A 25,278-nucleotide genomic window follows, 5' to 3' on the forward strand; every position below is an offset into this window, starting at 1 on the left:
GTTGTAAGGCTTCCGGAGAGAAGGAGGCTTTATGTTTTGTTCGATGATCAGCGGCATTGTCTCAGGTGCCGCAGGCGTTATCATACAGGTTGAAGTGGAACTTCGGAGCGGTCTCCCATATTTTACTATGGTGGGCCGCCTTTCTAATGAAGCAAAGGAATCCAGGCACAGGGTAGAATCTGCCCTGCGGGCTCTTGGATGCCCGCTTCCGCCCATGAAGGTTACGGTGAACTTATCTCCTGCCGATATCAGAAAGACAGGTACCGCATTCGACCTTCCCATCGCAGCGGCCGTTTTGGCTGGTCTTAACTATATCCCAATTAATAAAGAATTGAAGATCTGTATCCTGGGGGAGCTGGGCCTTGATGGCAGTGTCCACGGGATCCGTCAGTGTCTTCCGATTATACTGGAAGGAAAAAAGCAGGGAATCCGGCGGTTTATGGTACCCTATGACGATATGGAGACGCTTGGACACGTAAAGGATGTGGAACTGGTCCCGGTAAAACATCTGTCTGATGCGGCAGATTTCTTCCGCCGGGGAAAGATCCTTTCTTATGAATATTCAAAGAAACAGAAGAACCTTACAAAAAAAGCTTTTGATTTCTCTGAAATTAAAGGACAGGTGTTCCTAAAAAGAGCTCTGGAGATCGCAGTCACCGGAAGGCACAATATCCTTTTGATCGGTCCTCCCGGGTGCGGCAAAACCATGGCAGTCAATTGTGTTTCTTCTATTATTAATAGTTTGACAGAGGAAGAATACTTAGAGGTACAGTCACTCTACCAGGCAGCTGGAATCTATAGGGATGCGGAGGATTTCTGCCCGCCTTTCAGGATGCCCCATTCCTCTATCTCAAAAGGGGCGCTGATTGGTGGGGGAGCGGTTCCAAAGGTCGGAGAGATCACGCTCAGCCACAAAGGCTGTCTTATATTAGACGAATTATCGCAGTTTGACTCCAAATGTCTGGAAGCTCTGAGACAGCCTTTGGAGGACCGCCAGATTATTTTAAACCGGCTTGGGAGAGACTATACCATGCCGGCAGACTTTTTCTTGATTGCCGACATGAATCCCTGTCCCTGTGGCAACAGCTTTACTCCGGAGGCGTGCCGCTGCAGTATGAGTGAGAAGCGTTCTTATTATCATAAGCTTTCCGGCCCCATCCTGGACCGTTTTGATCTGGTCATTACGGTGAGGCAAGAGGCAAAAACCTCAGATGCTGTTTCGGAGAATTCGGCTTTAGTCAGAGCCAGGATCCGGAATTCTGTGGCAGAGGAGCAGAAGGAACTTTTGGGCACACCGTATGCATACTATAGTCAGGTGAAAGCGGAGGATTTGAAAAAAATCTGTCCTTTAAATTCAAAATGCAGACAGATTTTAAGAGAAGAACAGAACAAACATCATATTTCTATGCGTGGTGTTCATAAGATGATGAGAATAGCAAAAACCATCGCCAGGATGGAGAATAAAAGAAGGATTGAGGAGGCACATCTCATCGAAGCACTATCCCTGAGAAATATGGAGTTTTTATCGGAGGTGGCTGGGTGTGAATGAGAAACTTTCTTGGTTTTGGTTTACATCCCTTCTGGAGATGAACCGGAAAACACAGGGGGAGATCCTTTCCGTGGCAGTCCATCCGGAGGAACTTCGGAAACTCAGCGGAGAAACAGCAATGACCCTTCTCTCAAAGAGACAGTACCAGTTGTTTCTTAAGACCAGGGAGGAGTCATATATCTGTAGAAGATATGACAGATTAAAAGAGCAGAATGCAGATTATATTATATGGAAAGAACCGGATTATCCGGAAAGGCTCAGGCAGATTTATGACTACCCTTTCGGTATTTTCAGAAAAGGCCGGCCGGTCGATTCAAGCCTTTCCATTGCCATGGTTGGAGCCAGATCCTGTACCCTGTACGGAAGGGAAATGGCAGAGTATATGGCGGGGGAACTGTCAAAAAGGGGTGTACTCATCGTCAGCGGTATGGCCAGGGGGATCGACGGTGCGTCCCATAGAGGTGCACTGCAGGGTAAGGGAACAACGGCGGGTGTCTTAGGCTGCGGTATCGACCAGGTTTACCCAAAAGAACACCGAAAACTGTACCAGCAGGTGCAGGAGAGGGGAGTCATCTACTCTGAGTATGGGCTGGGTGTGGAGCCGTTTTCATTTCTTTTTCCGCAGAGAAACAGGATCATCAGCGGCCTGGCTGACGGTATCTTAGTGGTGGAGGCCAGGGAGAGAAGCGGATCTCTGATCACAGCAGACTGCGGATTGGACCAGAACAAAGAAATTTTTGCTATTCCGGGCAATGTGACAAGTTCTGCATCCAAGGGCTGTCATCACCTGATCCAGCAAGGCGCCAAGCTGGTTTCCACTCCGGAAGATATTCTGAATGAATTTCCAAAATTCAGAGATATTTCACATAATGTCTGTCAATTTGATAAAAATTCACTTGCTAGAGGTGAAAAAATGGTGTATGATGTTTTGAGTTTGGAACCCAAATGTCTGGAACAGATAGCCCAGGAGTCAAAACTGCCGATTCCGGAGGCAGTGACATCTTTGTATTATTTAGAACGGCAGGGGTTGGCAGAAGAAATACTGAAAAATTATTACATAATAAAATATAATTAAGAGGTGCAAAAATGCCAAAATACTTAGTAATTGTAGAATCACCAGCGAAAGCAAAGACGATCAATAAATTTTTAGGGAAAAATTATACAGTCATTGCGTCCAACGGTCACGTGAGGGATCTCCCGAAGAGTACCATGGGAATCGATCTGGAACATAATTTTGAACCAAAATATATCACGATCCGCGGCAAGGGAGAAGTATTGGCAGCATTGCGGAAAGAAGTAAAAAAGGCTGATAAAGTTTATCTCGCAACTGACCCCGACCGGGAAGGGGAAGCCATCTCATGGCATTTGTATTATGCCCTGAAGCTGGAGAATAAGAAATGCAGCCGTATTACATTTAATGAGATCACCAAGAATGCAGTCAAGGAATCCTTAAAGCACGCCAGGGAGATCGATATGGATCTGGTGGATGCCCAGCAGGCGAGACGTGTCCTGGACCGGATCGTGGGATATAAGATCAGTCCTCTTTTATGGGCAAAGATCAAGAGAGGGTTAAGTGCGGGCCGTGTACAGTCTGTGGCGCTTAGGCTGATCTGTGACCGGGAAGAAGAAATCAACGCATTCATACCGGAAGAATACTGGTCGCTGGACGCTTTTTTGAACGTGAAGGGAAGCAAAAAGCCTCTGGAAGCAAAGTTTGCAGGTGATAAAGACGGAAAGATTGAGATCGAAAATGAAGAACAGCTGAACGAGATCCTCTCCAAGCTTGAGGGGGCAAAGTTTAAAGTTGACAATGTGAAAGTTGGAGAGCGTATCAAGAAAGCACCTCTCCCGTTTACAACAAGTACCATGCAGCAGGATGCGTCCAGCAAGCTGAATTTTCCTACAGCTAAGACCATGAGGATTGCCCAGCAGCTGTATGAGGGTGTGGACATCAAAGGGAAAGGCACTGTCGGACTGATCACCTACCTGCGTACAGACTCCACAAGGATTTCTGAAGAAGCAGACAAAAATGCCAGAGAGTTCATTTCCGAAACCTACGGAAGTGATTTTGTGGGAAACGGACAAGTTGCGAAGAAAGACAACAAAAATGTGCAGGATGCCCATGAAGCCATCCGCCCTACTTACATCGAAAACACCCCGGCCAGCTTAAAAGAACAGCTTTCCAGAGACCAGTTCCGTCTATACCAGCTGATCTGGAACCGGTTCATGGCCAGCCGAATGAGTGCAGCGAAGTATGAGACTACATCGGTAAAGATCGACGCCAACGGATACAGATTTAACGCTTCAGCATCAAAGATTGTTTTTGACGGATTTTTGACCGTTTATAACATTGACAATGAAAAATCAAAAGGAAATGTCATGCTGAAAAGCATTGATACTTCCACGGAGCTGAAATTAAAAGAGTTTGATCACAAACAGCATTTCACCCAGCCGCCGGCACACTATACAGAAGCTACACTGGTGCGTACGTTGGAGGAACAGGGAATCGGGCGTCCGAGTACCTATGCGCCGACCATATCTACCATCATCGCCAGAAGGTACGTGGTAAAAGAGAAAAAGAATCTCTATGTGACCGAGCTGGGAGAAGCAGTCAACACCATGATGAAAAAGGCATTTCCGTCTATCGTGGATGTACATTTTACCGCAACAATGGAAGCGCTGCTGGATATGGTAGAGGAAGGAAAAGTCCACTGGAAATCAGTAGTGGAAAACTTCTACCCTGATCTGAAGGAAGCGGTTGAGGCTGCGGAAAAAGAACTGGAACAGGTGACTATAGAAGATGAGGTGACGGATGTGCTGTGCGACCAGTGCGGAAGAAACATGGTCGTCAAGTACGGGCCGTACGGTAAATTTCTCGCCTGTCCGGGATTCCCGGACTGCAGGAATACAAAACCTCACTTTGAGAAGATCGGAGTTCCTTGTCCGCTGTGCGGAAAAGAAGTCGTCCTGAAGAAAACAAAGAAAGGCCGGAAGTACTATGGCTGTGAAGACAATCCAGAATGCGAATTCATGTCATGGCAGAAACCTTCTACTGTCAAATGTGAACGCTGCGGCAAATACATGGTAGAGAAAGGTAAAAAACTGGTTTGTTCAGACGAACACTGCGGATATGTCTGTGATCTGCCGAAGGAGGAAGAAGTTACAGAATAATAAGGAGTAGCTATGAGTGTACAATTATTAGATAAAACCAGGAAGATCAATAAATTACTGCATAACAACAACTCGCAAAAAGTTGTATTTAATGACATCTGCCAGGTATTGATGGAAGTCATGGATTCTAATGTGATCGTTATCAGCAAAAAGGGTAAGATCCTAGGCATACAGAATTCAGACGAGATCGAGTCCATCCAGGAGATGATCAGCGGCAAGATCGGAGATTACATTGACACAGATTTGAACGAGAGGCTTTTGACCATCTTATCCACCAAAGAAAATGTCAATCTTCAGACTCTTGGCTTTGAAAGTGACATTCACCACTACTGCGGGATCATTTCCCCGATCGACATTGCGGGAGAGAGATTCGGCACTCTGTTTATGTACCGGGTGGAAGACGATTATACCATCGATGACATTATCCTTGCAGAATACGGAACCACAGTCGTGGGACTGGAAATGATGCGTTCCGTCAGTGAAGAAATGGAAAGTGAACGCAGAAAACGGAGCATCATTGAGTCCGCGTTCCGGACCCTCTCATTTACCGAGCTGGAAGCTGTCCATCATATCTTTGATGAACTGAGCGGAAGTGAGGGGATTCTGGTCGCCAGCAAGATTGCCGATCGGTTTGGGATCACCCGGTCTGTCATCGTCAATGCGCTGCGGAAACTGGAGAGCGCAGGGGTGATCGAATCCCGCTCTTCCGGTATGAAGGGAACATACATCAAAGTGGTAAATGACCTGATTTTTGACGAATTAAACAGATCCGGGCGTATCTAAGCTGAAATTGCGAAGTTTTTCTTGCAATCAATAAAACAGATGTGCTATACTGTCAAAGGTAAAAATAAACACGCCGTTGGAATTCCGGTAGGTGCCGGAAGGTTTGCCGGGGTAATGACAATGGTGGAAGCATAACCAAAGGAGATTTTTTTATGAGCGTTATTTCAATGAAACAGTTATTAGAAGCAGGTGTTCATTTTGGACATCAGACCAGAAGATGGAATCCTAAAATGGCTCCGTATATCTACACAGAGCGTAACGGAATCCACATCATCGACCTTCAGAAATCCGTAGGAATGGTTGACGACGCATACAACGCAGTAAAAGAATGTGTTGCAGAAGGCGGAAAGATCTTATTCGTAGGAACAAAAAAACAGGCTCAGGATTCTATCCAGACGGAAGCAGACCGCTGCGGAATGTTCTATGTAAACCAGAGATGGTTAGGTGGAATGCTTACAAACTTCAAGACAATCAGAAGCCGCATCGATCGTTTAAAGAAGATCAAAAAGATGGAAGAAGACGGAACATTTGAAGTTCTTCCGAAGAAAGAAGTATTAGAATTAAGAAAAGAAATGGACAAATTACAGAAGAACTTAGGCGGAATCGAAGAAATGAACGACATTCCGGATATGATCTTCATTGTAGATCCTAAAAAAGAGAATATCTGTGTTCAGGAAGCACATGCATTGGGAATTCCTCTGGTAGGTATTGCTGATACAAACAGTGACCCGGAAGATTTAGATTATATCATTCCTGGAAACGATGATGCGATCCGTGCAGTGAAGTTGATCACATCCGCAATGGCTGATGCTGTTGTAGAAGCAAACCAGGGAATGGATGCTGCTGATGTGGAAGCAGAAGAGGAAGCTGCAGAAGAATAAGATTTAGATCTCAGTGATAATTTTTATTTGGAGGAGAAATCATGGCTATTACAGCAGGAATGGTAAAAGAATTAAGAGAAATGACCGGAGCGGGAATGATGGACTGTAAAAAGGCATTAAACGCTACCGACGGAAATATGGAAGCAGCTGTTGAGCACTTAAGAGAACAGGGACTTGCAAAGGCTGAAAAGAAAGCAGGACGTGTTGCGGCTGAGGGATTGGTTGCCACAAAACTTTCCGATGACGGAAAGAAAGCTGCCATCGTGGAAGTAAACTCTGAGACAGACTTCGTAGCTAAGAACGAGCAGTTCCAGGCTTATGTTGCAGAAGTGGCAGAGCAGGCACTCACAACAGATGCAGCAGATATCGACGCTTTTCTTGCAGAGGAATCCAAAGCAGAAGCAGGAAAAACTGTGAAAGAAGTATTAGACGGCAAGATCGCCATCATCGGTGAGAACTTAAACATCCGTAGATTTGCACAGATGGACGCAGCAGAAGGTTTTGTTGCCTCTTACATCCATGCAGGCGGAAAGATCGGTGTATTGGTTGAAGTTGAGACAGATGTTATCAACGACGAGATCAAAGAAATGGGTAAAAATGTAGCTATGCAGGTAGCTGCTATCATGCCGAAATATACAAGCAGAGATGAAGTTTCTAAAGATTATATCGATCATGAGACTGAAATCTTAAAAGCTCAGGCAAAGAATGAAAATCCGGACAAGCCGGACAACATCATCGAAAAGATGATCATCGGTCGTCTGAACAAAGAATTAAAAGAAGTTTGTCTGTTAGACCAGGCTTATGTAAAAGCTGAAGACGGAAAACAGTCCGTAGGCAAATATGTAGAAGAAGTAGCAAAAGCGAATTCTGCAAAGATTACGGTCAAAGGATTCATCCGTTTCGAAACAGGCGAAGGAATCGAAAAGAAAGAAGAAAACTTTGCTGAAGAAGTGGCAAAGCAGATGGGAAACTAATCCGTTATTGATTGGATTACCATTGTAGATAAAGGGTCGTTGTGAAAACAACGATCCTTTTATATTACCTATTGTAAACAGAATGTCTTGACAGCATCAATCCTTTTAAGTTAGAGTTTATTTGAAACAAGGATTTTTTAGTAGTGCAGGGAGGATTATAATATGCAAAATTTCTTTGAGTCATTGATATGTGAAGGTAAAAGTACGACACTGCCTGAAGAATTTAATTATTTTGAAAAGCTTATCGGCAGTTGGAACATAGATTATGTTGACAGTAACAATGCTAGTGTGATAAAAGGCGAATGGCATTTTTCATGGGTTCTTGAGGGAATGGCAATACAGGATGTTATTATTCTGCCAGATTATGAATACGGAACATCTCTTCGCATCTATAATCCTGATACACATGCATGGGATGTCGCTTATGGGTACACGGGAAATATAATTCGGCTCGAAGCAAGAAAACAAGATGATATGATCGTTCTTACCTACATTAATGATGAAAGAAGAAAGTGGGTTTTTACCAAGATTGAGGATCAACACTTCTCTTGGAAGAATGTCACTGTAAAAGATGATGGTAAATGGCACATAAATGCCGAGATATATGCAGAGCGCATTTGAGCACTGCAGAAAATGTGAAAAACTCCCTTGCGATAAATTTGAACTGACCCCCAATAGTTAGACCTAAAAATCTAACGGTTGGAGGTCAGTTTTTTGTTCTGCTATAGGAAATTCCTCCGGAATCCCCTATAGCATAAAACGCTCCGCGAGGATGCACACGATGTGCCAAGGAAGGCTGCTTTGCAGCCGCACATTGGCGCGCAAAGCGGAGCAAGTCCCTCATGATTGAGGGATACAGGGAGTTGAAGCGGACTTGTCCGCTTTGTTCTTAAAAAAGTCAAAAGCCTGTGATTTCTTCGACCCCATCAACGCCGATTTCCAAAAGGGTCTGTTTTGCCGAAGCAAAATTATTCTGAAACAGAGTCTGGAACGTTTCGGAAAGCTTTTCGTAGTCTGCACAGGCACAGCTTTTTTTGATTGATGCGGAAATCTCTGGCCACCCGGCAACGGACTCCGCACCGGTTTCTTCCAATCGCAGGATACTACCTTTTAATAACAGGAGTGTAAGTTTGCTGTAAATCTCCCGTATAGCAGCCAAAGGACTGTATCTGATTACAGCCTGCAGTCCGACACTGACCGTTTGTACCAGAGACTTCTTTTCTTGGGTTATGGACGCGGCTTTGGAAAGTTCCTGTAATGTTTGATGCGGGATATGTGGGAGTGCTGAAAGCATAACCGGTCTGCTGATGATCGCCAGAATCTGCAGGGCTTCTAAAAAATCTCTCATATTATCATCCAGAGTCAGGTCCTTTAGTTTGTATGGGATCTCAGGACCGCCCCGGGAAACAACAAAAGTTCCGACGCCGTTGACGGTTTCTGTGACACCTAATTTATTCAGAAGAGCGATGGTGCGCCGGACAGTTATCGCAGAAATATGATAAATCTCTGCTAAAATATGCCCGTTTGGAAGGCGAGAACCAACAGGATAGACCCCTTGGTTGATTTTACAGAGTATTTCGATCGCAACCACATCACAGTAGCGGGTACGTCCTTTACGGGGTTCCCAGCTGAAGGGTTCCTGTTCTATAGAAGATGTATCGCATTCTATAAGATAATCTTTTATGGCATCAAAAAATGTGCTGCTTAATCCCTCAAGCTTTTCTTGAAGAGCAGAGACGGAGTCCGGGTGTTGATCCTGGATACAGTGTGCATATTCTGAAGCGATATGCTGTAAAAAGGAATCACCTTTTTCTTTTCCATATTTCAAAGATAAAATATCCAGGAATGCACTCTCAGAAAACGAACTGATATCATAATAGAGACTGAGTACGGTCTTGTTGCCAAACAGGTGCAAGGAACGGTCAAACTGCTGATAGAGACTGAGACCCGCATGCTGTCCCTGGGCAATTTTTCTTAACCAGAGGGAAGGAAGCGTTTTTTTAAAATGCTGAAGGTTGTAAGTACAGAGTGCAGGAGAGATCAGCTCTAAACTCTGGCATAAATCCAATAGTGATTTTATGTGCCGTTTAAATACGTCGCTTTCTAGATAATTTTCATAGGGTTTCTTTAGGACTGCTGTGGCACTTCCGCGGTGAAGTTTTATCTGTCCATTCTGTTCAAGCATTTTGAGCGCTCTCTGGGCAGGACAGTAAGAGACATGGAACCGGTCAGCAATCTCCTTTGCGGAGGGGAAGCGTTCCCCGTTATCGTAAAAACCCATCTGTATCTTACCCGAGAGATTACGGTAAATGATCTGTTCCTGACTGTGGTAATTAGACATATCCTGATTCCTTTCTCGCTGATCCGATTCGTACATAATTATGCTGTTATTATCATATCACAGATTATTTTGTACAGGATGATATTTTACCTGAACAAAGCAATATATGATATAATATGAACAAGGTCGGTGCATTCGTATTATTTGATGTAAGGGGGAAACGAAAATGACAAACAAAGAAAAGTTCGGTTGTCTTACAACTGGTGGGGCCCCTATGGATTCGTCAGAAGTAATGATTTTTGAATGGGATATAGAACAAGATAGGATTACGTGTTCACAGAGTGATGGAGTGCAGGTCCATTCCATGGACGTACATTTTGACGTGGACAGGACGTTCGATACATCTATCCGCATTCATCCGGATGATATTCCGGTTCTGGCTGAATTCAGGGAACGGGTAAGGCAGGGAGATCTTTATTCTGTGTCGGAATTCCGTTGCAAAAATTCTGAGGAAAACTATACATGGTGCAGGATATATGCTATTACCCAGTATGACAGTCATAAAAAACCAGTAAAGGCAGTCGGAACATTCTGGAATATTCAGGAAGAAAAGCTTAGGATCCAGAAATTACGGCACAGGGCTGAAAAAGATGCCTTGACAGGAGTTTATAACCGGAAGGAGACAGAAGAGCGGGTAAAAAAGTATCTTGAGGAATACCCGGAAGAGCAGTGTGCCCTGTTTATGATCGACACGGATAACTTTAAACAGATCAACGACACAAAGGGACATATGCTGGGAGATGTGGTCCTCATGGAAATGGCTTCCGGTATGAAAAAGCTGATGCGAAAAAGTGATATTGTAGGACGGATCGGAGGAGATGAATTTACGGTCTTCATGAAGAATATCCCTTCACCGCACACCGCTGAAAATAAGGCGGGAGAGCTGTCAAAAATGTTTGCGCATCTATTTGCGCATGAAAAACAGGCAGTTCAGGTGACCTGCAGCATCGGGGTAGCTCTTTACCCAAGGGATGGTAAGGATTTTAATTCCTTATACCAATGTGCCGATCGTGCACTTTATCAGGCGAAGAAGCAGGGGAAGAACAGGTACGTGCTGTATAACAGCGCTGAATCTCTTTACGTGGAAAAGACAGGATATTCTTCCTTGGGGACAGCGATCGATTCGGAGAAGCAGTTTTCCGACGGGCCGGACAATCTGGCCCGTTATGTGTTCCGGATTTTATATGATATGGAGGACTTTGACCAGGCTGTCCAGATGATTCTTGAAATTGTAGGAAAACAGTTTGATGTGAGCCGCGCTTATATTTTTGAAAGCAGTGAGGATGGAGAGTACTGTTCCAATACATATGAATGGTGTAATAAAGGGATAACCTCGGAAAAAGAGAAATTGCAGAATGTCTCATACAGCCAATTTGGAGATTATAAAAAACTGTTTGCGGATCATTCTGTTTTTTACTGCCGGGATACTCATACATTACAGCAGGAACAGAAGGAAATATTTGAGGAACAGGGGATTTACTCTACGCTTCAGTGTGGCTTTTGGAGTGGAAATATATTCAGCGGATTTGTGGGGTTCGATGAGTGCACAGGTGTCCGTCTGTGGACGAAAGATGAGGTCAATGCCCTGTCACTCATCTCGCAGATACTGACTACCTTTCTGCAAAGGAAAAAAATCTTGGAGCGGAACAAAAGAATAGAACAGGAACTGATATTTGTAAGAGAAGCAGGATTTCCTGTAAACTGTGATGACGAGGATTACCATGTTGTAGCAGAGAAGAGTATTGTAAACTGTATCCATTGTCTTACTTCTTCAGAATATCTGGAAGATTCTATTGAGTATGTACTGGAGATCGTCAGGGATTATTACCAGTCAGACCGTGTCTACATTATTGAGACAGAAGAGGAACGGGGTGTTGCCAGTAACACATATGAGATCTGCGGCAGAGGAGTAGAACCCCAGATGGCATTTCTACAGGATATTCCCATTGAAACGATTGCTTTCTGGCTGGAAGGATTTGAGACAAGGGATTATATCAAGGTAGATAATGTTGAGACACTGAGGGAAGACCGGAGACTGGAGTATGAGATATTAAAAGAACAGGGGATTCAGAGTCTGCTTGCCATTCCTTTGTATGTCCAAGGGACGATAAAAGGTTTTCTTGGGATCGATGATCCCAAAAGATATAAAGGGAACATCCGTTATCTGAAAGAGCTATCTTATTTTTTGGAAAATGAAATATCCAAAAACGCCTTGAATCGAAAGCTGGAACAGATGAGCTACCAGGATTCTATGACCGGGTTGGAAAACCGGAACAGCTATACACAATACTGCGAGGACTTTGCGGAAAAAAGACCGGTCCCTGTAGGGGTCATCTTTATGGACATCAATGGGCTGAAGATCATGAATGATGATAAAGGCCATGTCTATGGGGATTTGCTGATCACGTATATTGCAGATAAAATGAAACAGTTCTTTCCAGAGAGCCGGAAATTCCGTTTCAGTGGAGATGAGTTTTTGATCGTAACAGAAATGATAGAATACGATAAATTCACAGCAAAACTCAGTGCCATGGAAAAAAGCCTGTCTGAGGATGACCGGTGCATTGTATCGGTCGGAACATCCTGGAGCGATGTACAGGCGGATCTGCCAGTGCTGGTCAATAAAGCGGACCGGCTCATGGCGATTAATAAGCAAGATTATTATAGGAGAAATAAGAATATTGCCGCAGAGAAAGTACCGCTGTTAAAGGAATTGATGGAATCTATTGTCAATAAGGAGTTTGTGATATATCTGCAGCCCAAGTATCATGTGAAAACAGGCGAGATAAACAGTGCTGAAGTGCTGATCCGCTACAAGGAAAAAGACGGCTGTATCGTATCGCCGTTTAAATTTGTTCCTCTGTTGGAAAGTGAAGGGCTGATCTCCCATATTGATTTCTTTGTCATGGAAGAAGCGTGCAGACTGCTTACCAAGTGGAAAGATACCAGTCTGTCTGATATGAAACTTGCATTAAATTTTTCTAGAATTACCTTATTTGAGGATCACTTTTTCGATAAGTTTTGTGAGATTTTCCACAAATATAATCTCAGACCGGCCCAGCTTGAGCTGGAGATTACAGAGACCCAGGAGACCTTGAACAAAAAGCAGATGGCCCGTCTTCTTGAGCAGCTCAAACAATATGGGTTTTGCGTTGTTTTAGACGACTTTGGAGTAGAATACTCTTCCTATGAGTTTTTGATGATGGCTACTTTTGATGTTCTGAAGATCGACAAAGGAATTGTACAAAAATATCAAAAATCGGATAAGGGAGATATTTTAATAAAACATATCATCGAAATGAGTCATGCCATTGGAATCCAGTGCTGTGCAGAAGGAGTGGAGACAGACGAACAATTTGAGTTTATGAAACAGGCCGGCTGTGATTATATCCAGGGATATCTGATCGACAAACCCGCCGCGGCAGAACAGTTTGAGGCAAAATACATGAAATAGCAGGCAGAAAGCCGTAGAACAAGTGTAATTTCTGATGTCATCAGATTATGTAAATCTGTTGTAAACAGAAGTGCACTTTGGTATAATCAGGATATATAATATGAGCAAGGTAGGGTTATACTTGAGAGAAATTGCCTCATTGAAGGAGAATATGATGATAGATCAGAATACGGAGCAGAAAGCAGAATACTTTAAATGGATGCTGGATGAATATGTGGGAAATGTTTATATAGCGGATATTCATACATATGAGCTTCTATACCTCAATAAGTCTTCCTGCGCTACTTTGGGCTTTTCGGCTGAGCAGCTGATAGGCAGGAAATGTTATAATGCCATTCAGGGCCGGACGTCTCCCTGCCCTTTCTGCAACAATGATTGTCTAACGGAGAATGAGTTCTATGAGTGGGAATTTTACAATCCGGTTTTAAAGCGTTCATTTCTGATAAAAGACCGAATGATCGATTGGGAGGGACACAGGGCACGGCTTGAACTGTCCAATGATAATCTGAGTCCAGAATATAAGTTAGAAAAAAGGGACAGGGAGAGAGAAGCTATTATACGGACGATTCCTGGAGGTTTTGCCCGTGTGGATGCAAGGGACTTAAGGACTGTGATCTGGTATGGCGGGGGATTTCTGCAGATGATCGGTTACACCAAAGAACAGTTTGAAAATGAGCTTCATTCCAAATGTGACTATGTACACCCGGATGACATAGAGCGTGCGGTGGAGATCATGGAGAACTCCAGGAGAATCGGAGAAGATACAGCGGTAGAGGGACGCATTGTGACCAGGGACGGAAAGATCAAGATCCTTACGATGACCTTTAGTTTTGTCAGTGCTAAGGACAGCTGGGATGGAAAAGATTCTTTCTACAGTCTTGGAATCGATATCACAAAGGAGAGGGAAGAACAGGAGCGTCAGAAAACTGCGTTGCAGGACGCATATCAGACAGCACGGGTGGCAAATGCAGCCAAGACAAATTTTCTCTCATCTATGTCCCATGATATCAGGACTCCGATGAACGCCATTATGGGTATGGCAGCAATTGCGCAGGCGAATCTGGAACATCCGGACAAAATACGGGACTGTCTGGATAAGATCAACACTTCCAGCAGGCATCTGCTCAGCCTCATCAATGAGGTATTGGATATGTCTAAAATTGAGAGCGGAAAGGTAAACATTTCATTGGAACAGATCAGTCTGCCGGAAATGATCGATGCAGTTATGGATATGTGCCTGCCGTTAATTAATGGAAAACATCAACAGTTCCAGATGAGTATCGGTCATGTGATTCATGAAAATGTGATTGCAGACGGCGACCGCCTCCGACAGGTTTTGATGAATCTGCTTTCCAATGCTGTAAAATATACTCCTGAGGGCGGAACGATCACATTGCGGATCAACGAGCTGTATTCACCGAATCCAAGAAAAAGCCAGTATGAATTTATCTGTATTGACACCGGGATCGGAATATCCCAGGAATTCCTGCCCCACATTTTTGAACCATTTTCCAGGGCTGAGGATACCAGGATCAGTAAAATCCAGGGCACAGGGCTGGGTATGGCGATTACAGACAATATTGTCCGGATGATGAATGGTACGATTTGTGTGGAGAGCGAGATTGGTGTAGGAAGTAAGTTCACGGTCTCTGTTCCGCTTGAAGTCTGCGGGGAAGAGGAACCCTACACTGAAGAGTTATCAGGCCGGCCGGTACTGGTCGTGGATGATGACCAGATGACATGTGAAAATGCCGCCGCACTTTTGATTGAGTTAGGTATGCGGGGAGAATGGGTGCTGTCAGGGAGAGAAGCGGTTGAAAGGGTTATAGAAGCACATAACGTGGAAGATGATTATTTTGCCGTGATCCTGGACTGGAAAATGCCGGAGATGGATGGGCTGGAAGCCACAAAAGCCATTCGGAAAAGCTTAGGAGGAAATGTGCCGATTATTGTCATCTCTGCCTATGATTATTCTGAAATCGAAGAACAGTTTCTAGAGGCGGGAGCAGATGCATTTATCACAAAGCCCCTTTTTAAGTCAAAGATCCTGCAGGTCCTTCAACTGTTTGTCTCTGCAGTCAAAGAAGAGGAAACAGAAGACAACGAGAAGGAAAAACAGTCAGGAATAGAAGGGAAGAGAGTACTGTTGGTTGAGGATAACGATATCAACAGAGAAATTGTCATAGAGCTTCTTGAGATGAACCATGTACATGTGGATTCCGCTGGAAATGGACTGCTTGGCAAAGAAGCGTTTGAGGCATCCGCGCCGGGTGACTATTGCGCCATCCTGATGGATATTCAGATGCCGGTCATGAACGGATATGACGCCACAGCTGCCATACGCAGTCTGGATAGAGCCGATGCGTATGAAATCCCAATTATAGCATTGACGGCAAATGCGTTCACTGCTGATGCGGCAAAGGGTTATAGTGCAGGGATGAATGATTATCTTGCAAAACCTGTGGAAATTGAGCGTCTATTGAATGTGCTGAAAAAGTGGATAGATTAGAATTCAGCACAGAGTTTCATATGCAATACTGCCGGATGGCAGGCCTATATGGGCCTGTCATCTTTTCAAATAAGATATCATTAAAACCAAATCTAAACCAAGATATGTTGTGCTAAGTCTGCAATTTGAGCAGACAGGGAATCAGCTGATGGTTCCTCACGGTATTAACCTCCCGCAGTTCAAGATATTGAAATAACTCTGCCAATCATCGCTACGGACAGTAAAAATGTAAGTCCGAAATTGTATAACCTTTTTATTTCCTGTATAATATCAATATCAACCTAATTTAAAGTTATCCTAATTGCGAGGTGTCCATATGACCATTCATACCGATCTAAATAAATATTTTGAAATCATCGGCCTGCTGTATTGCTGTGCCCATCCTGAGTTTGAAGAAAAAGAATCGTGGGAAAAGGCTGCAAAAGATTATAATATCAATGCGGAGGAACTGTATAAAAAGGTCAGCCCGGTTTTGAAAAGATATGTTTCAACATTCAAAAGGGGCATGTTTAAAGGGAACGAAGAGGATTATAATTTCTTTTTTTCAGATGATGACGATGAATTTGTCTTACTTATTCAGTTTGTCTGCGCAAATCATCCAGAGTGGTTTGAACATCCATTAGATTCTGTTGGGGAAAAAGAAATCATGACTGCGTTTGCCAAAATGCTGGCAGAGGATACAGGCTGCGGCTTTGGTAAAACAACCGGGGAGTTGGTTCGCCTTCTGAAGCAGACAGGGTTCTCGTCAACTACGTGCTGGAAGCTTATGGTGTTTCTGCAGTCACCCAAAGAACACATCCAAAAACTTTCCGATATGATAGGCTGCAATAAAAAGGCATATGAGGATGCGCTGGCAGCAGTCCGGGCACCATTAAAAAAGCTGCTGGAGGCATTTCCTAAAGGAAAGCGTATCTGTGAAAAGATCCACGAAGGCTCTGTATTGACGCCCACGCTGATCTATGCGGCATCAGAACTCATAGATATGGATGAGGCCTCCGCAAGTTCCTATATTGGAGTTTATACGGATGAAGTTTATAAGATGCTGGAACAGGAAAGATCCTCACAGGAAAAGCTTCTGCCGATCCTTAAAGCATTAAGTGACCACAGCAAATTTGATATTCTGCTGTCTCTGATGAAGACTCCCAAATATAATCTGGAGTTAGCAGAAGAATTAAATTTATCGGCTGCAACGGTCTCCCACCACATGAATGTACTGCTTGGGCACCGGCTAGTTGATGTTGAAAAGAGAGATGGGCGTGTCTACTACACATTCTCGAAAGGGACCGTAAAGAAGGTTATTCAAAAGCTGCAGTCTATGTTCTCCATCGATTAAAAAAAGAAGCAAGGCAAGGGTCTTGCTTCTTTTTCATATTTGACTTATATCTAATATAGATATATACTATTAGATGAAGAACTGATTTAATGCACCATTATATTTTTTTTTGGCATTAAATTAGATAATCATCTAATAAATTTGAATGATATGGAGGAGAAATGAAAAATTTATTTTCAAAAAACTTTACATTACTTATCATCGGCCAGGCCGCATCGCTGTTTGGCAACTGTATTTTGGATTTTGCTTTGTCTATGTATGTTTTGGATTTGACGGGGTCAGCTGCGGCGTTTGCAGGCTTTCTGATGATCGCTATGATACCTACGATTATTTTATCACCATTGGGCGGTGTTCTTGCGGATCGTGTCAATAGGCGCAATATCATGGTATTCCTGGACCTTTCATCAGGTATTGTGGTTTTGTCAGCGGCATTTACCATTGCCAGGGGAGATCAGCTTGTGATCATCGGAACCGTTCTTTTTATCCTATCTGTTTTGGGAGCATTTGAATCACCGACCGTGCAGGCCTGTGTACCACAAATGCAGAGCGGCAGCAACATCATCCGGGGGAATGCGGTGGTGAGCCAGATCAACGCTGTCTCTACACTGATTGGTCCTTTTGTGGGGAGTATACTCTATACAGTGTTTGGACTGGAACTTGTAATGTATGTGGGAGGGATTTGTTTTATGGCGACAGCAGCCCTTGAATATTTTATAAGATTAGAACATCATCCTGCCCAGCGGAGCGGCACGGTTCTGAAGACTGTGATGGACGACCTGGCAGGCAGTACACATTTTATCTGCAGGAAGAAGCCATCTATTCTCAAATTATTATTTCTTGTGACACTGATCTCCTTTTTTATACAGGGAGCCGCGACAGTAGGTTTTCCGTTCCTTGTACGGAATGTGCTTGGTTTAAATGCAAATTTTTACGGTGCAGCGGAAAGTATTCTTGGATTTGCCAGTATTGCAGGCGGTATCCTGGCCGGTCTGATGGTCACGAAATTTAGTATCAGGAAGCTGAATCTTCCCATCTTCGGGTTAGGATTGTTTTTGCTTCCCATAGGCCTATTATTTTTGTTTTCGATTCATACATATGCAAGATATATTGCACTGGTGGTTTTCTTCTCTTTTATTCAGATTTCCGCCTGTATCTTTTCTATCTTCGGTTTATCCATCATCCAGCAGATGACCCCCGAACACATGATAGGAAAAGTGATGGCTTACACTGCAACGATCACTCTGTGTGCCCAGCCGCTGAGCCAGGTGATCTATGGTATTTTGTTCGACCATTTTTCTGCGGCTGTCTATATTGTTGTGCTGCCTACCGGATTTATATTGTGTGTCATTGGTCTTGCAGTCAAGGGATTTTTTCTGAGACTGGCAGAAGAAACATCAATAGATCGTACACCTGACATCAGCTGATTCTGGAACAAAGTCAAAAAATCACAAGAAAGGCAAAGTTTTTTGACTTCGCCTTTCCGTCAGATATTATAAGAATTTTCACTCATTTGAATCCTGCAGGCAATCCTCAAGCTGGCAGGATACTGTTTGAAGCTTTGACTGGAGTACGACTTCAAGCCTGGTGGCAGACCCAATTAAACGTGTTACTGCACTATTAAGATGAAAAAGCTGAGTACTTGTTACACCTTCCATGCCGGCACTGATCCTGAACAAGATAAAATCCATTTTGTTATTCTGGCGGCAGTCATAATGCCGGTTCCTGGATTGCAAATCTTAATGAGGACTATATTGTATTTACTTGACAATATCAACTAAATGGAATATAGTTGATATTGTCAAGTAAAGGGGGGAGGGTTGTAATGGACTCGTTTGCTTTCTATATATCGGTTCTCCGAAAGAAATTTACTCAATACTGTTCTGGCAGACTAGCCGAGATGAATGTCACTTATGGACAGCTGTTTATTCTAATCTTTGTAGGAAAGAAGGGAAAATGCTCGCCCAAAGAGATTTCGATTTCTCTGGGGTTGGATCCGGGACATTTGAACAGGACAATATCGAAGCTTGAGGAGCATGGTTTACTTTTACAGAAGAAAAATGAACAGGACAGAAGAGCGAAGATCTTAAGTTTAACAGACAAAGGAAGACAGGTGTTTGAAATGAGCCACGATCTGTTCTATCAGTGGGATGAGATCGTGTTAGAAGCGCTTTCAGACGCGGAACGGCTGGAATTACTGCGGCTTTTAAAAAAGACAGCCAGCCATCGTTAGAAAACAAGATGATATCAGAGATTGGAGGATACCCATATGACAAAATTACAGAGTTTTATGAACATTTTGACAGGCAGTTTTCATAACATGGAACAATATACGGATCTGAAAAACAAAGGGGTGGAGGATTTCCCATACGCTGAACATGTCAACACAGTATGCAATGATAAAATAAAGAATCTGCCCGCTGATTTCGGAGGAATCTTTTTGATCGAAGAGAGCCGTTTCAAGTTAGGTGAAAAAACGCATCATGCGCCGCATTTATTCTTGTTTACAGAGGAAGAAGAGGGAATCAAATTAACCTCTTACGAAATTCCGAAGGGATATACCAGGGACACCTTTTCCTATGAAAATTTATCAGAAGCAGATTATTATGAGCTGGAGCTGTCAGAAAAATTTACCCCGGCAATTTTTACTCTCAAGGACGGAATATGGGAGGGAGGAAGTGTCAGCATGTTCTCTCCTGTACTGAAGTTTACGTTGTCTGAGCGTTTTTCAGAAGAGCAGCTTGAGGTTTCTGAGACTATGGAAGTAAACGGAAAAAGAACCTTTGGCTATGATGAACCGATCATTTATAAGAGATGTTGAACCGCCCATACATAGTCTATGACCGGTCGGAACTTCCATTCTAAAATAGGACAGAGAAGTCTGCTTTTGAACTTCTCTGTCCTGATTGTTATCAATAAGAGCCTTATATAAACTTGGGAGCATCCCCGCTTTCTTTGCTGGTGATATCCCAGATATCATCAAAGGCGATCTCCTCTTCCCCGACAAAGATCTTGCGGAACACCGTATCAATAAAAGCTGCAATTCCCTCCGTTGTTTTGTATACGCCGTTTTTATAATGGAGGATATGCACATACGTCCCTCTTTGGATGTTTGCCATAGCGTTATTTAACCGTCTGGCATCCTCTTCCGTCAACTCATGCTTTGGTTCGGTCTCCCGTTCGATTTCCCGAAGCATTTCATCAAACCCTTTCAATGCGGCAAACGGGAGAAACTGCCTTGCCCGTTCAGCTCTCATTGTGGCCTCCGATCAGCTGATTGCGTTTCCGGGCAGTGGCCTTATCGTAGAGGCTCATTCCCCGTACAACAGCATTTTTTCCGAAGCGTTCCTTCATCGACAGGACAGCGTCCTGAAGGCGTGCTTCTTTTTCTTTTGCCTCTTCATCAGAGAATAGATGCAGCTGGAGGCAGGCGTTCTCTCTTACACGGTTTGCACCCACAGCAATCCTTCGGATCGGGCTGTCCCTTCGGACTGTCTGGCGGAAGAAACGCTCAAAATGACAAGAAAGGTCTTGATAAGAATCCGTCCGGTCTGGAAGTTTCCTGGTACCTCCGGATGACGGCCCTTCACCCTTTGCGTATCCGATGGACATGGAGATAGAGTCTGTAGTCAGATGGCGGCTGCGAAGCTCCAGAGTCAGAGAGTCCACCATCTCTTTTAAGACCAAGAGGGCGTTGTCATAAGAATAATTTTCAAAAAGGATCTGGCTCTGGGTGACCGAATGATCCTTTGCCTCGTAGGCATGGATGTCCTGAATGGTGCATGGCTCCCTCCCGTGTGCATGGTCGATGAGGAATTCCGCATTGACGCCAAACTCTTTATAAAGAATTTTTTCATCGATATGGGCGGCTCCATAGAGATCCTGGATTCCATAGTGCATCAGACGTTTTGCGATCCCTTTTCCGATGTTCCAGATATCGGTGATGGGACGGTGGTGCCAGATGGTTTTTTTGAAGCGTTCCTCGTCAAGGAAACCAATGTGGTCCGGAGAGTGTTTTGCCGTGATATCCAGAGCGACTTTTGCAAGAAAAAGATTTGTGCCCACACCGGCTGTGGCACAGATGCCGGTCTCTTGATATACGGCATCCATCAGCATAACAGCCATGTCTTTGGGGCTTTTTTCATACGTGGCAAGATAAGGGGTGAAATCCATAAAACATTCATCAATAGAATAAACATGAATATCTTCTTTGCTCAGGTATTTCAGGTAAATGGAATAGATCCAGGCGGAATATTCCATATAAAGTTTCATCCTTGGTTTTGCCGTGATATAGCTGACGGACTCCGGGATTTCAAAAAGGCGGCATCGGTTTTTGATGCCAAGGGCCTTCATGGCCGGTGTCACAGCAAGACAGATAGCGCCCCGGCCTCTGGTGGGATCGGCAACCACAAGCTTTGTCTCAAAGGGGTCAAGGTTACGCTTGACGGCTTCCACGGAAGCATAAAAACTTTTCAGATCAATACAGGCATAAATTTTCTCTCTCATAAATGTCTCACTCCTTTCTGGTTAGAGTATAGCACAGTCAACACAAGGAAAGAAACATATGTTCGATAAAATCCAGGCGGTAATTTGTGGAAACCAATCAGTTTATTTCATACCCTTCGTAGAGGCCGATGTATTTGATTATATAGCAGAAAGTCAATACAACGCAATTTACATAGACATTTGAGACTGCATCAATAAGGATATTTACAGAAATCAAATGGGGTCCTCTGCTAAAGAAATATGAAAAATTTCTTATTTTAAAAGAAGTTAAACTAAACAGATGGATGGATTGTTGGTGCAGGTGCCGGGCAAAGTATGAGATAAGAATATAGTAAAGCTATGATCACAGATGCTAAGAGGTATGTAGTTAAGAAAATTTAAGGTAAAGAAAAATTTCGTTGGATATTATTTGAAGATATTGTATAATGGGACAAAAGGAGAATCGTTATGAATAAGCTAATTGACAGATTGTTAATCGAACGAAAAATTAGAGATCGTTCTGGCATCTATGGATATACACAGAGATCTCTGGCATATAACTCAAATAAAATCGAAGGCTCCACATTGACAGAAGAACAGACGGCATCGCTATTTGATGAAGGAGTGCTGCCTTCTACAGATGATTATTATCGAGTCAAAGATGTAGAAGAGATGAATGGGCATTTTCTCATGTTCAACCGGATGTTAGACACATTAGATCAAGAACTAACATCTGATTTGATGAAAGAGTTTCATTATGAATTAAAGAGTGGCGTATTTGAGGATCGTGCAAATGGATATGCCATAGGAGATTTTAAAACACGCCCCAATATGATTGGCTTATATGAAACGGTACATCCCAAAGAGGTGTCGAAAGCCATTGATGATTTACTTCATTGGTATCAGATTTCTAGAAAAAATCTGAAAACGATTGTGCTTTTTCATGTAAAATATGAATCTATTCATCCTTTTCAGGACGGAAATGGACGAACTGGCAGAATGATTATTTTTAGGGAATGTCTTCGAAATGGATTGCTGCCATTGATTATTGAAGACGAAAATAGGAGCATTTATCTGAAAGGATTGAAAGAATATAGGGAAACGAAAGAAATAGGTATTCTTACAGATCTTTTCAAAAAAGAGCAAGAGCAATACAAACATAAAATGGATTATTTTGAAGTACAGTAAACTTTTAAATGGATTCGTATTTTTCGAGAGAGGTTTTTCCTCTCTCTTTTTTGTTTGCCATACTATTAAGAAAGAGGAGCAATCCGGCTTGTTATACAGCAGACTCCTGTGAAAAATGGCCATACCAGGTTGATCTTCATTGTGAAGGATACGGGAATCGGTATGAGTGAGGAATTCTCGAAAAGGCTTTTTCTTCTCTTTGAGCAGGGAGATAGTTCTATATTATGGAACTACGGCAGAACATATCCGTTCCAGTAGCTGGGAAGACGCACAGACAGTAGCGATCCTTGCCATGACAGCCAACGCATTCCGTGAAGACAAAGAAGCAGCCTTAGCTTCAGGGATGAAAGGGCATCTTGCAAAGCCGGTCGATATCAATCTCCTTTATAAGATGATATTTAATGCATTATAGAAGAGACATAACAGTGGATTATACGTTCAGTAAAATGAATGAAATATGTTAAACAAATATCCTACTATAATGATCCCGATGGTGCAGATGGAGATAAAAAGAGCAAGAAGTTTTGGTTTTACTGCTTTTTTCAGCATAATCATAGACGGTAAACTCAGTGTGGTGACTGCCATCATAAAGGCAAGGATCGTTCCAAGCTGAGCTCCTTTTGCAAGCAGCGCTTCGGCAATAGGAATCGTGCCGAAAATATCTGCATACAATGGAAGGAATCAGGAACATGGACTTCGGGGAAAGCCTTATTTTAGATGTCCCGAACCTGGATGAAGTATATAGGCTCCATGATATCCACTTTAGACAGTAAAAAAGAATCCCCTGTATTCTTGTTGAATTTATTGAAAAAAATAAGTACAATAGTAAGAAGGAATCAATGATGTTTAAACAAGAAAAGAGGATTTATGAAGAAGTACAGAGGGGCCGTCTTCTTTGATTATGACGGAACGACCATAGACGAGACTGACAAGATCAATGGAGCCACAGAAACGACCATAAAAACGTTAGGAAAATTAAAGGATAACGGGTATTTAACGATGCTGTGTTCCGGGCGCAGCAAGCGTTTTCTGGAGGCAGATATTGATAAATTTGAAGGAGCCATCACCTGCAATGGGTCTTATACTGAGATCGGTGGGGAAACTATGGATGACATCCATATCCCGGAGGAATTAGTGCAGGAAGTCATTGGACGGTATTTTTCGGAAGACACAGCTCTGCATTTAGAGACTCAGGACGTTACATATTATATGCACTATAACCAAAAATTCTATCAGGATTTCCGAGATTTTTTAGGATTCCCAGAACGATGGTTTGCTCCTTGGGAGAGACGCAAAAACGAACATATCACAAAGATCGTTGTGAATTATCATAAAGAGGATCTGATCGAAGAATTGCAGGCAGAGTTTGAAGACGTACTCCAGTGTGTCAAACCATTTGAGGACAGACGGATCTTAGACATTACTTCAAAAGGTGTGACAAAGGGGGATGCCATTACAAAGCTTTTAGACCGGCTCGGTATTGATCGAAAAGACAGCTACGCATTCGGGGATTCTGACAATGACATTGAGATGTTAAAGACCGCGGGGACAGGGATTGTCATGGGGCGGCACAGCAAGGCAGCAGGCAGGGCCGCAACCATGATAACAGGAACAGTCAAAGAGGAAGGAATCACACAGGCGTTAGAAAAACTAGGCCTGATCTAAGAAAATGATCAGATGATTACAAGAAGAAACATTAGGTGCGCCTCAGTCCCAGTCCATCTACGGGACATCACAAAGACAGATATCAAAGATAAAACATCCTGGCAGATAGAAAGCTGGGATGTTTTTTAATTTTACCTAATTTTTCAATGTCTTCGTTATCTTATCTGGTATAGATAGGAAACTACCTTTATGGTAGAATTCTTCTCAGAGGTGATGTTAAGATGAAAAAAATTGCTATTATAGAAGATGATTTAGATATTTGTAAAATGATGAGCCGGTTTTTACAGAACAATGATTACATAGTTAAGTATGCATTACAAGGCAATGAGGGTGTATTATTATGTGAGTCATTTATTCCTGATTTAATCGTATTGGATATCATGCTGCCTCAATTAAATGGTCATGATGTGTTAAGAAAGCTTCGAGAATTTACGAACAGACCTGTCATTGTAGTATCAGCAAAAACAATGGTTCAGTCTAAAATCGAATTGTTAAAATTGGGTGCTGATGACTATATAACAAAACCATTTAATTTATATGAACTTCTTGCGCGAATAGAAGCAAATTTAAAACGTATGCCAACGAACCAGAACTTTGAATACAACAGTATAAAATATAAAGATATAGAGATTAAAAATTTTACTGTATCCATAAAAAATACTGTAGTTCCATTTACGTCAACAGAACTAAGTATTTTACAGCTTTTAATTCAATATCCGCAAAAAATTTTTTCAAAGCAGAATTTATATGAATCTATTTGGAATGAACCGTATGCTTACGATGACGATACAATTAACACGCATATCAGCCGTATACGAAAAAAAATTAAAGCTATTGCCAAAGAAGACTATATACAGACGGTATGGGGGATTGGATATAAAATCAAATAAATAGCTTTAGATTTTATTTAGATTTGTTATATATACTGGCATAGAAAGAAGGGAGTGT

The 25,278-nt window shown here is 42.8% G+C and carries 20 protein-coding genes and 1 pseudogene; 17 read left to right on the forward strand and 4 right to left on the reverse strand.

The annotated features are described in order from the left end of the window. The first annotated feature begins 31 nt into the window (after positions 1–31). The 7 genes from AR1Y2_RS08175 to AR1Y2_RS08205 all read left to right on the forward strand — a co-directional run bounded on the left by AR1Y2_RS08175 (position 32) and on the right by AR1Y2_RS08205 (position 7,979). Positions 32–1,549 carry a YifB family Mg chelatase-like AAA ATPase gene (locus AR1Y2_RS08175; RefSeq protein WP_137328514.1) on the forward strand — a complete coding sequence of 506 codons (1,518 nt, stop codon included), beginning with the start codon at positions 32–34 and terminating at the stop codon, positions 1,547–1,549. Then, on the forward strand, positions 1,542–2,624 hold the full coding sequence (gene dprA / locus AR1Y2_RS08180; RefSeq protein WP_137328515.1) for a DNA-processing protein DprA: 1,083 nt from the start codon (positions 1,542–1,544) through the stop codon (positions 2,622–2,624). Before AR1Y2_RS08175 ends, dprA begins: the two co-directional genes overlap by 8 nt. 11 nt (positions 2,625–2,635) lie before the next feature. Beyond that, entirely contained in the window at positions 2,636–4,720 is a 2,085-nt protein-coding gene (gene topA, locus AR1Y2_RS08185; protein ID WP_137328516.1) for a type I DNA topoisomerase, read from the forward strand. A 12-nt stretch (positions 4,721–4,732) separates the two neighbouring features. Next, positions 4,733–5,503: a GTP-sensing pleiotropic transcriptional regulator CodY gene (gene codY, locus AR1Y2_RS08190; RefSeq protein WP_137328517.1), complete on the forward strand. Its 771-nt coding sequence runs from the start codon at positions 4,733–4,735 to the stop codon at positions 5,501–5,503. Between the two features lie 152 nt (positions 5,504–5,655). Continuing rightward, positions 5,656–6,384: a 30S ribosomal protein S2 gene (rpsB, locus tag AR1Y2_RS08195; protein WP_175403617.1), complete on the forward strand. Its 729-nt coding sequence runs from the start codon at positions 5,656–5,658 to the stop codon at positions 6,382–6,384. Positions 6,385–6,425: 41 nt separating this feature from the next. Further along, entirely contained in the window at positions 6,426–7,358 is a 933-nt protein-coding gene (gene tsf / locus AR1Y2_RS08200; RefSeq protein WP_137328518.1) for a translation elongation factor Ts, read from the forward strand. Between the two features lie 162 nt (positions 7,359–7,520). Beyond that, complete coding sequence (locus AR1Y2_RS08205; RefSeq protein ID WP_137328519.1) at positions 7,521–7,979, forward strand: hypothetical protein; 459 nt, start codon at positions 7,521–7,523, stop codon at positions 7,977–7,979. Between the two features lie 277 nt (positions 7,980–8,256). Here the strand turns inward: AR1Y2_RS08205 and AR1Y2_RS08210 are convergent, their stop codons facing one another. Further along, positions 8,257–9,699: a GntR family transcriptional regulator gene (locus AR1Y2_RS08210; RefSeq protein WP_137328520.1), complete on the reverse strand. Its 1,443-nt coding sequence runs from the start codon at positions 9,697–9,699 to the stop codon at positions 8,257–8,259. 166 nt (positions 9,700–9,865) lie between these two features. Between AR1Y2_RS08210 and AR1Y2_RS08215 the strand changes: the two genes are divergently transcribed. From AR1Y2_RS08215 to AR1Y2_RS08240, 6 genes are all read left to right on the forward strand, one after another. Further along, positions 9,866–13,153: an EAL domain-containing protein gene (locus AR1Y2_RS08215; protein WP_137328521.1), complete on the forward strand. Its 3,288-nt coding sequence runs from the start codon at positions 9,866–9,868 to the stop codon at positions 13,151–13,153. Between the two features lie 154 nt (positions 13,154–13,307). Then, complete coding sequence (locus tag AR1Y2_RS08220; protein ID WP_137328522.1) at positions 13,308–15,662, forward strand: PAS domain-containing hybrid sensor histidine kinase/response regulator; 2,355 nt, start codon at positions 13,308–13,310, stop codon at positions 15,660–15,662. A 316-nt stretch (positions 15,663–15,978) separates the two neighbouring features. Next, positions 15,979–16,995: an ArsR/SmtB family transcription factor gene (locus AR1Y2_RS08225; protein WP_137328523.1), complete on the forward strand. Its 1,017-nt coding sequence runs from the start codon at positions 15,979–15,981 to the stop codon at positions 16,993–16,995. 161 nt (positions 16,996–17,156) lie between these two features. Further along, positions 17,157–18,419, forward strand: coding sequence for an MFS transporter (locus tag AR1Y2_RS08230; protein ID WP_137328524.1), 1,263 nt, complete (start codon positions 17,157–17,159; stop codon positions 18,417–18,419). 398 nt (positions 18,420–18,817) lie between these two features. Then, positions 18,818–19,225: a bilirubin utilization transcriptional regulator BilQ gene (gene bilQ / locus AR1Y2_RS08235; RefSeq protein ID WP_137328525.1), complete on the forward strand. Its 408-nt coding sequence runs from the start codon at positions 18,818–18,820 to the stop codon at positions 19,223–19,225. A gap of 36 nt (positions 19,226–19,261) precedes the next feature. After that, positions 19,262–19,813: a hypothetical protein gene (locus tag AR1Y2_RS08240; protein WP_137328526.1), complete on the forward strand. Its 552-nt coding sequence runs from the start codon at positions 19,262–19,264 to the stop codon at positions 19,811–19,813. A 103-nt stretch (positions 19,814–19,916) separates the two neighbouring features. On the opposite strand, the gene AR1Y2_RS08245 is transcribed toward AR1Y2_RS08240, so the two are convergent. Both AR1Y2_RS08245 and AR1Y2_RS08250 read right to left on the reverse strand, forming a co-directional pair. Next, entirely contained in the window at positions 19,917–20,249 is a 333-nt protein-coding gene (locus AR1Y2_RS08245) for a YolD-like family protein (protein WP_137328527.1), read from the reverse strand. Further along, the gene (locus AR1Y2_RS08250; RefSeq protein WP_137328528.1) at positions 20,239–21,498 is read right to left on the reverse strand and encodes a Y-family DNA polymerase; all 1,260 of its coding nucleotides are present in this window, start codon (positions 21,496–21,498) and stop codon (positions 20,239–20,241) included. The genes AR1Y2_RS08245 and AR1Y2_RS08250 overlap by 11 nt, the downstream gene beginning before the upstream one ends. A gap of 447 nt (positions 21,499–21,945) precedes the next feature. Between AR1Y2_RS08250 and AR1Y2_RS08255 the strand changes: the two genes are divergently transcribed. Together AR1Y2_RS08255 and AR1Y2_RS08260 are read left to right on the forward strand one after the other, a co-directional pair. Then, positions 21,946–22,665 (forward strand): Fic family protein, encoded by a 720-nt coding sequence (locus AR1Y2_RS08255; RefSeq protein WP_137328529.1) that lies wholly within the window; start codon positions 21,946–21,948, stop codon positions 22,663–22,665. A gap of 199 nt (positions 22,666–22,864) precedes the next feature. Beyond that, positions 22,865–23,077, forward strand: coding sequence for a response regulator (locus tag AR1Y2_RS08260; RefSeq protein WP_175403618.1), 213 nt, complete (start codon positions 22,865–22,867; stop codon positions 23,075–23,077). Positions 23,078–23,103: 26 nt separating this feature from the next. Here the strand turns inward: AR1Y2_RS08260 and AR1Y2_RS08265 are convergent. After that, positions 23,104–23,343 (reverse strand): annotated as a pseudogene (locus tag AR1Y2_RS08265) (permease); the annotation flags it as partial. A 189-nt stretch (positions 23,344–23,532) separates the two neighbouring features. Here AR1Y2_RS08265 and AR1Y2_RS08270 point away from each other — a divergent pair. Together AR1Y2_RS08270 and AR1Y2_RS08275 are read left to right on the forward strand one after the other, a co-directional pair. Beyond that, positions 23,533–24,330 carry an HAD family hydrolase gene (locus AR1Y2_RS08270; RefSeq protein ID WP_137328531.1) on the forward strand — a complete coding sequence of 266 codons (798 nt, stop codon included), beginning with the start codon at positions 23,533–23,535 and terminating at the stop codon, positions 24,328–24,330. A gap of 221 nt (positions 24,331–24,551) precedes the next feature. After that, positions 24,552–25,220 carry a response regulator transcription factor gene (locus AR1Y2_RS08275; RefSeq protein ID WP_137328532.1) on the forward strand — a complete coding sequence of 223 codons (669 nt, stop codon included), beginning with the start codon at positions 24,552–24,554 and terminating at the stop codon, positions 25,218–25,220. Positions 25,221–25,278: the final 58 nt, after the last annotated feature.

The organism is Anaerostipes rhamnosivorans (assembly GCF_005280655.1).
GTDB classification, from domain to species: domain Bacteria; phylum Bacillota; class Clostridia; order Lachnospirales; family Lachnospiraceae; genus Anaerostipes; species Anaerostipes rhamnosivorans.

What these genes read in the sequence shown, in the direction of transcription:
- AR1Y2_RS08175 (WP_137328514.1), top strand. Translation starts at nt 32, where the DNA reads ATGTTTTGTTCGATGATCAGCGGCATTGTCTCAGGTGCCGCAGGCGTT.
- topA (WP_137328516.1), top strand. Translation starts at nt 2,636, where the DNA reads ATGCCAAAATACTTAGTAATTGTAGAATCACCAGCGAAAGCAAAGACG.
- codY (WP_137328517.1), top strand. Translation starts at nt 4,733, where the DNA reads ATGAGTGTACAATTATTAGATAAAACCAGGAAGATCAATAAATTACTG.
- rpsB (WP_175403617.1), top strand. Translation starts at nt 5,656, where the DNA reads ATGAGCGTTATTTCAATGAAACAGTTATTAGAAGCAGGTGTTCATTTT.
- tsf (WP_137328518.1), top strand. Translation starts at nt 6,426, where the DNA reads ATGGCTATTACAGCAGGAATGGTAAAAGAATTAAGAGAAATGACCGGA.
- AR1Y2_RS08205 (WP_137328519.1), top strand. Translation starts at nt 7,521, where the DNA reads ATGCAAAATTTCTTTGAGTCATTGATATGTGAAGGTAAAAGTACGACA.
- AR1Y2_RS08210 (WP_137328520.1), bottom strand. Translation starts at nt 9,699, where the DNA reads ATGTCTAATTACCACAGTCAGGAACAGATCATTTACCGTAATCTCTCG.
- AR1Y2_RS08215 (WP_137328521.1), top strand. Translation starts at nt 9,866, where the DNA reads ATGACAAACAAAGAAAAGTTCGGTTGTCTTACAACTGGTGGGGCCCCT.
- AR1Y2_RS08220 (WP_137328522.1), top strand. Translation starts at nt 13,308, where the DNA reads ATGATAGATCAGAATACGGAGCAGAAAGCAGAATACTTTAAATGGATG.
- AR1Y2_RS08225 (WP_137328523.1), top strand. Translation starts at nt 15,979, where the DNA reads ATGACCATTCATACCGATCTAAATAAATATTTTGAAATCATCGGCCTG.
- AR1Y2_RS08230 (WP_137328524.1), top strand. Translation starts at nt 17,157, where the DNA reads ATGAAAAATTTATTTTCAAAAAACTTTACATTACTTATCATCGGCCAG.
- bilQ (WP_137328525.1), top strand. Translation starts at nt 18,818, where the DNA reads ATGGACTCGTTTGCTTTCTATATATCGGTTCTCCGAAAGAAATTTACT.
- AR1Y2_RS08240 (WP_137328526.1), top strand. Translation starts at nt 19,262, where the DNA reads ATGACAAAATTACAGAGTTTTATGAACATTTTGACAGGCAGTTTTCAT.
- AR1Y2_RS08245 (WP_137328527.1), bottom strand. Translation starts at nt 20,249, where the DNA reads ATGAGAGCTGAACGGGCAAGGCAGTTTCTCCCGTTTGCCGCATTGAAA.
- AR1Y2_RS08250 (WP_137328528.1), bottom strand. Translation starts at nt 21,498, where the DNA reads ATGAGAGAGAAAATTTATGCCTGTATTGATCTGAAAAGTTTTTATGCT.
- AR1Y2_RS08255 (WP_137328529.1), top strand. Translation starts at nt 21,946, where the DNA reads ATGAATAAGCTAATTGACAGATTGTTAATCGAACGAAAAATTAGAGAT.
- AR1Y2_RS08270 (WP_137328531.1), top strand. Translation starts at nt 23,533, where the DNA reads ATGAAGAAGTACAGAGGGGCCGTCTTCTTTGATTATGACGGAACGACC.
- AR1Y2_RS08275 (WP_137328532.1), top strand. Translation starts at nt 24,552, where the DNA reads ATGAAAAAAATTGCTATTATAGAAGATGATTTAGATATTTGTAAAATG.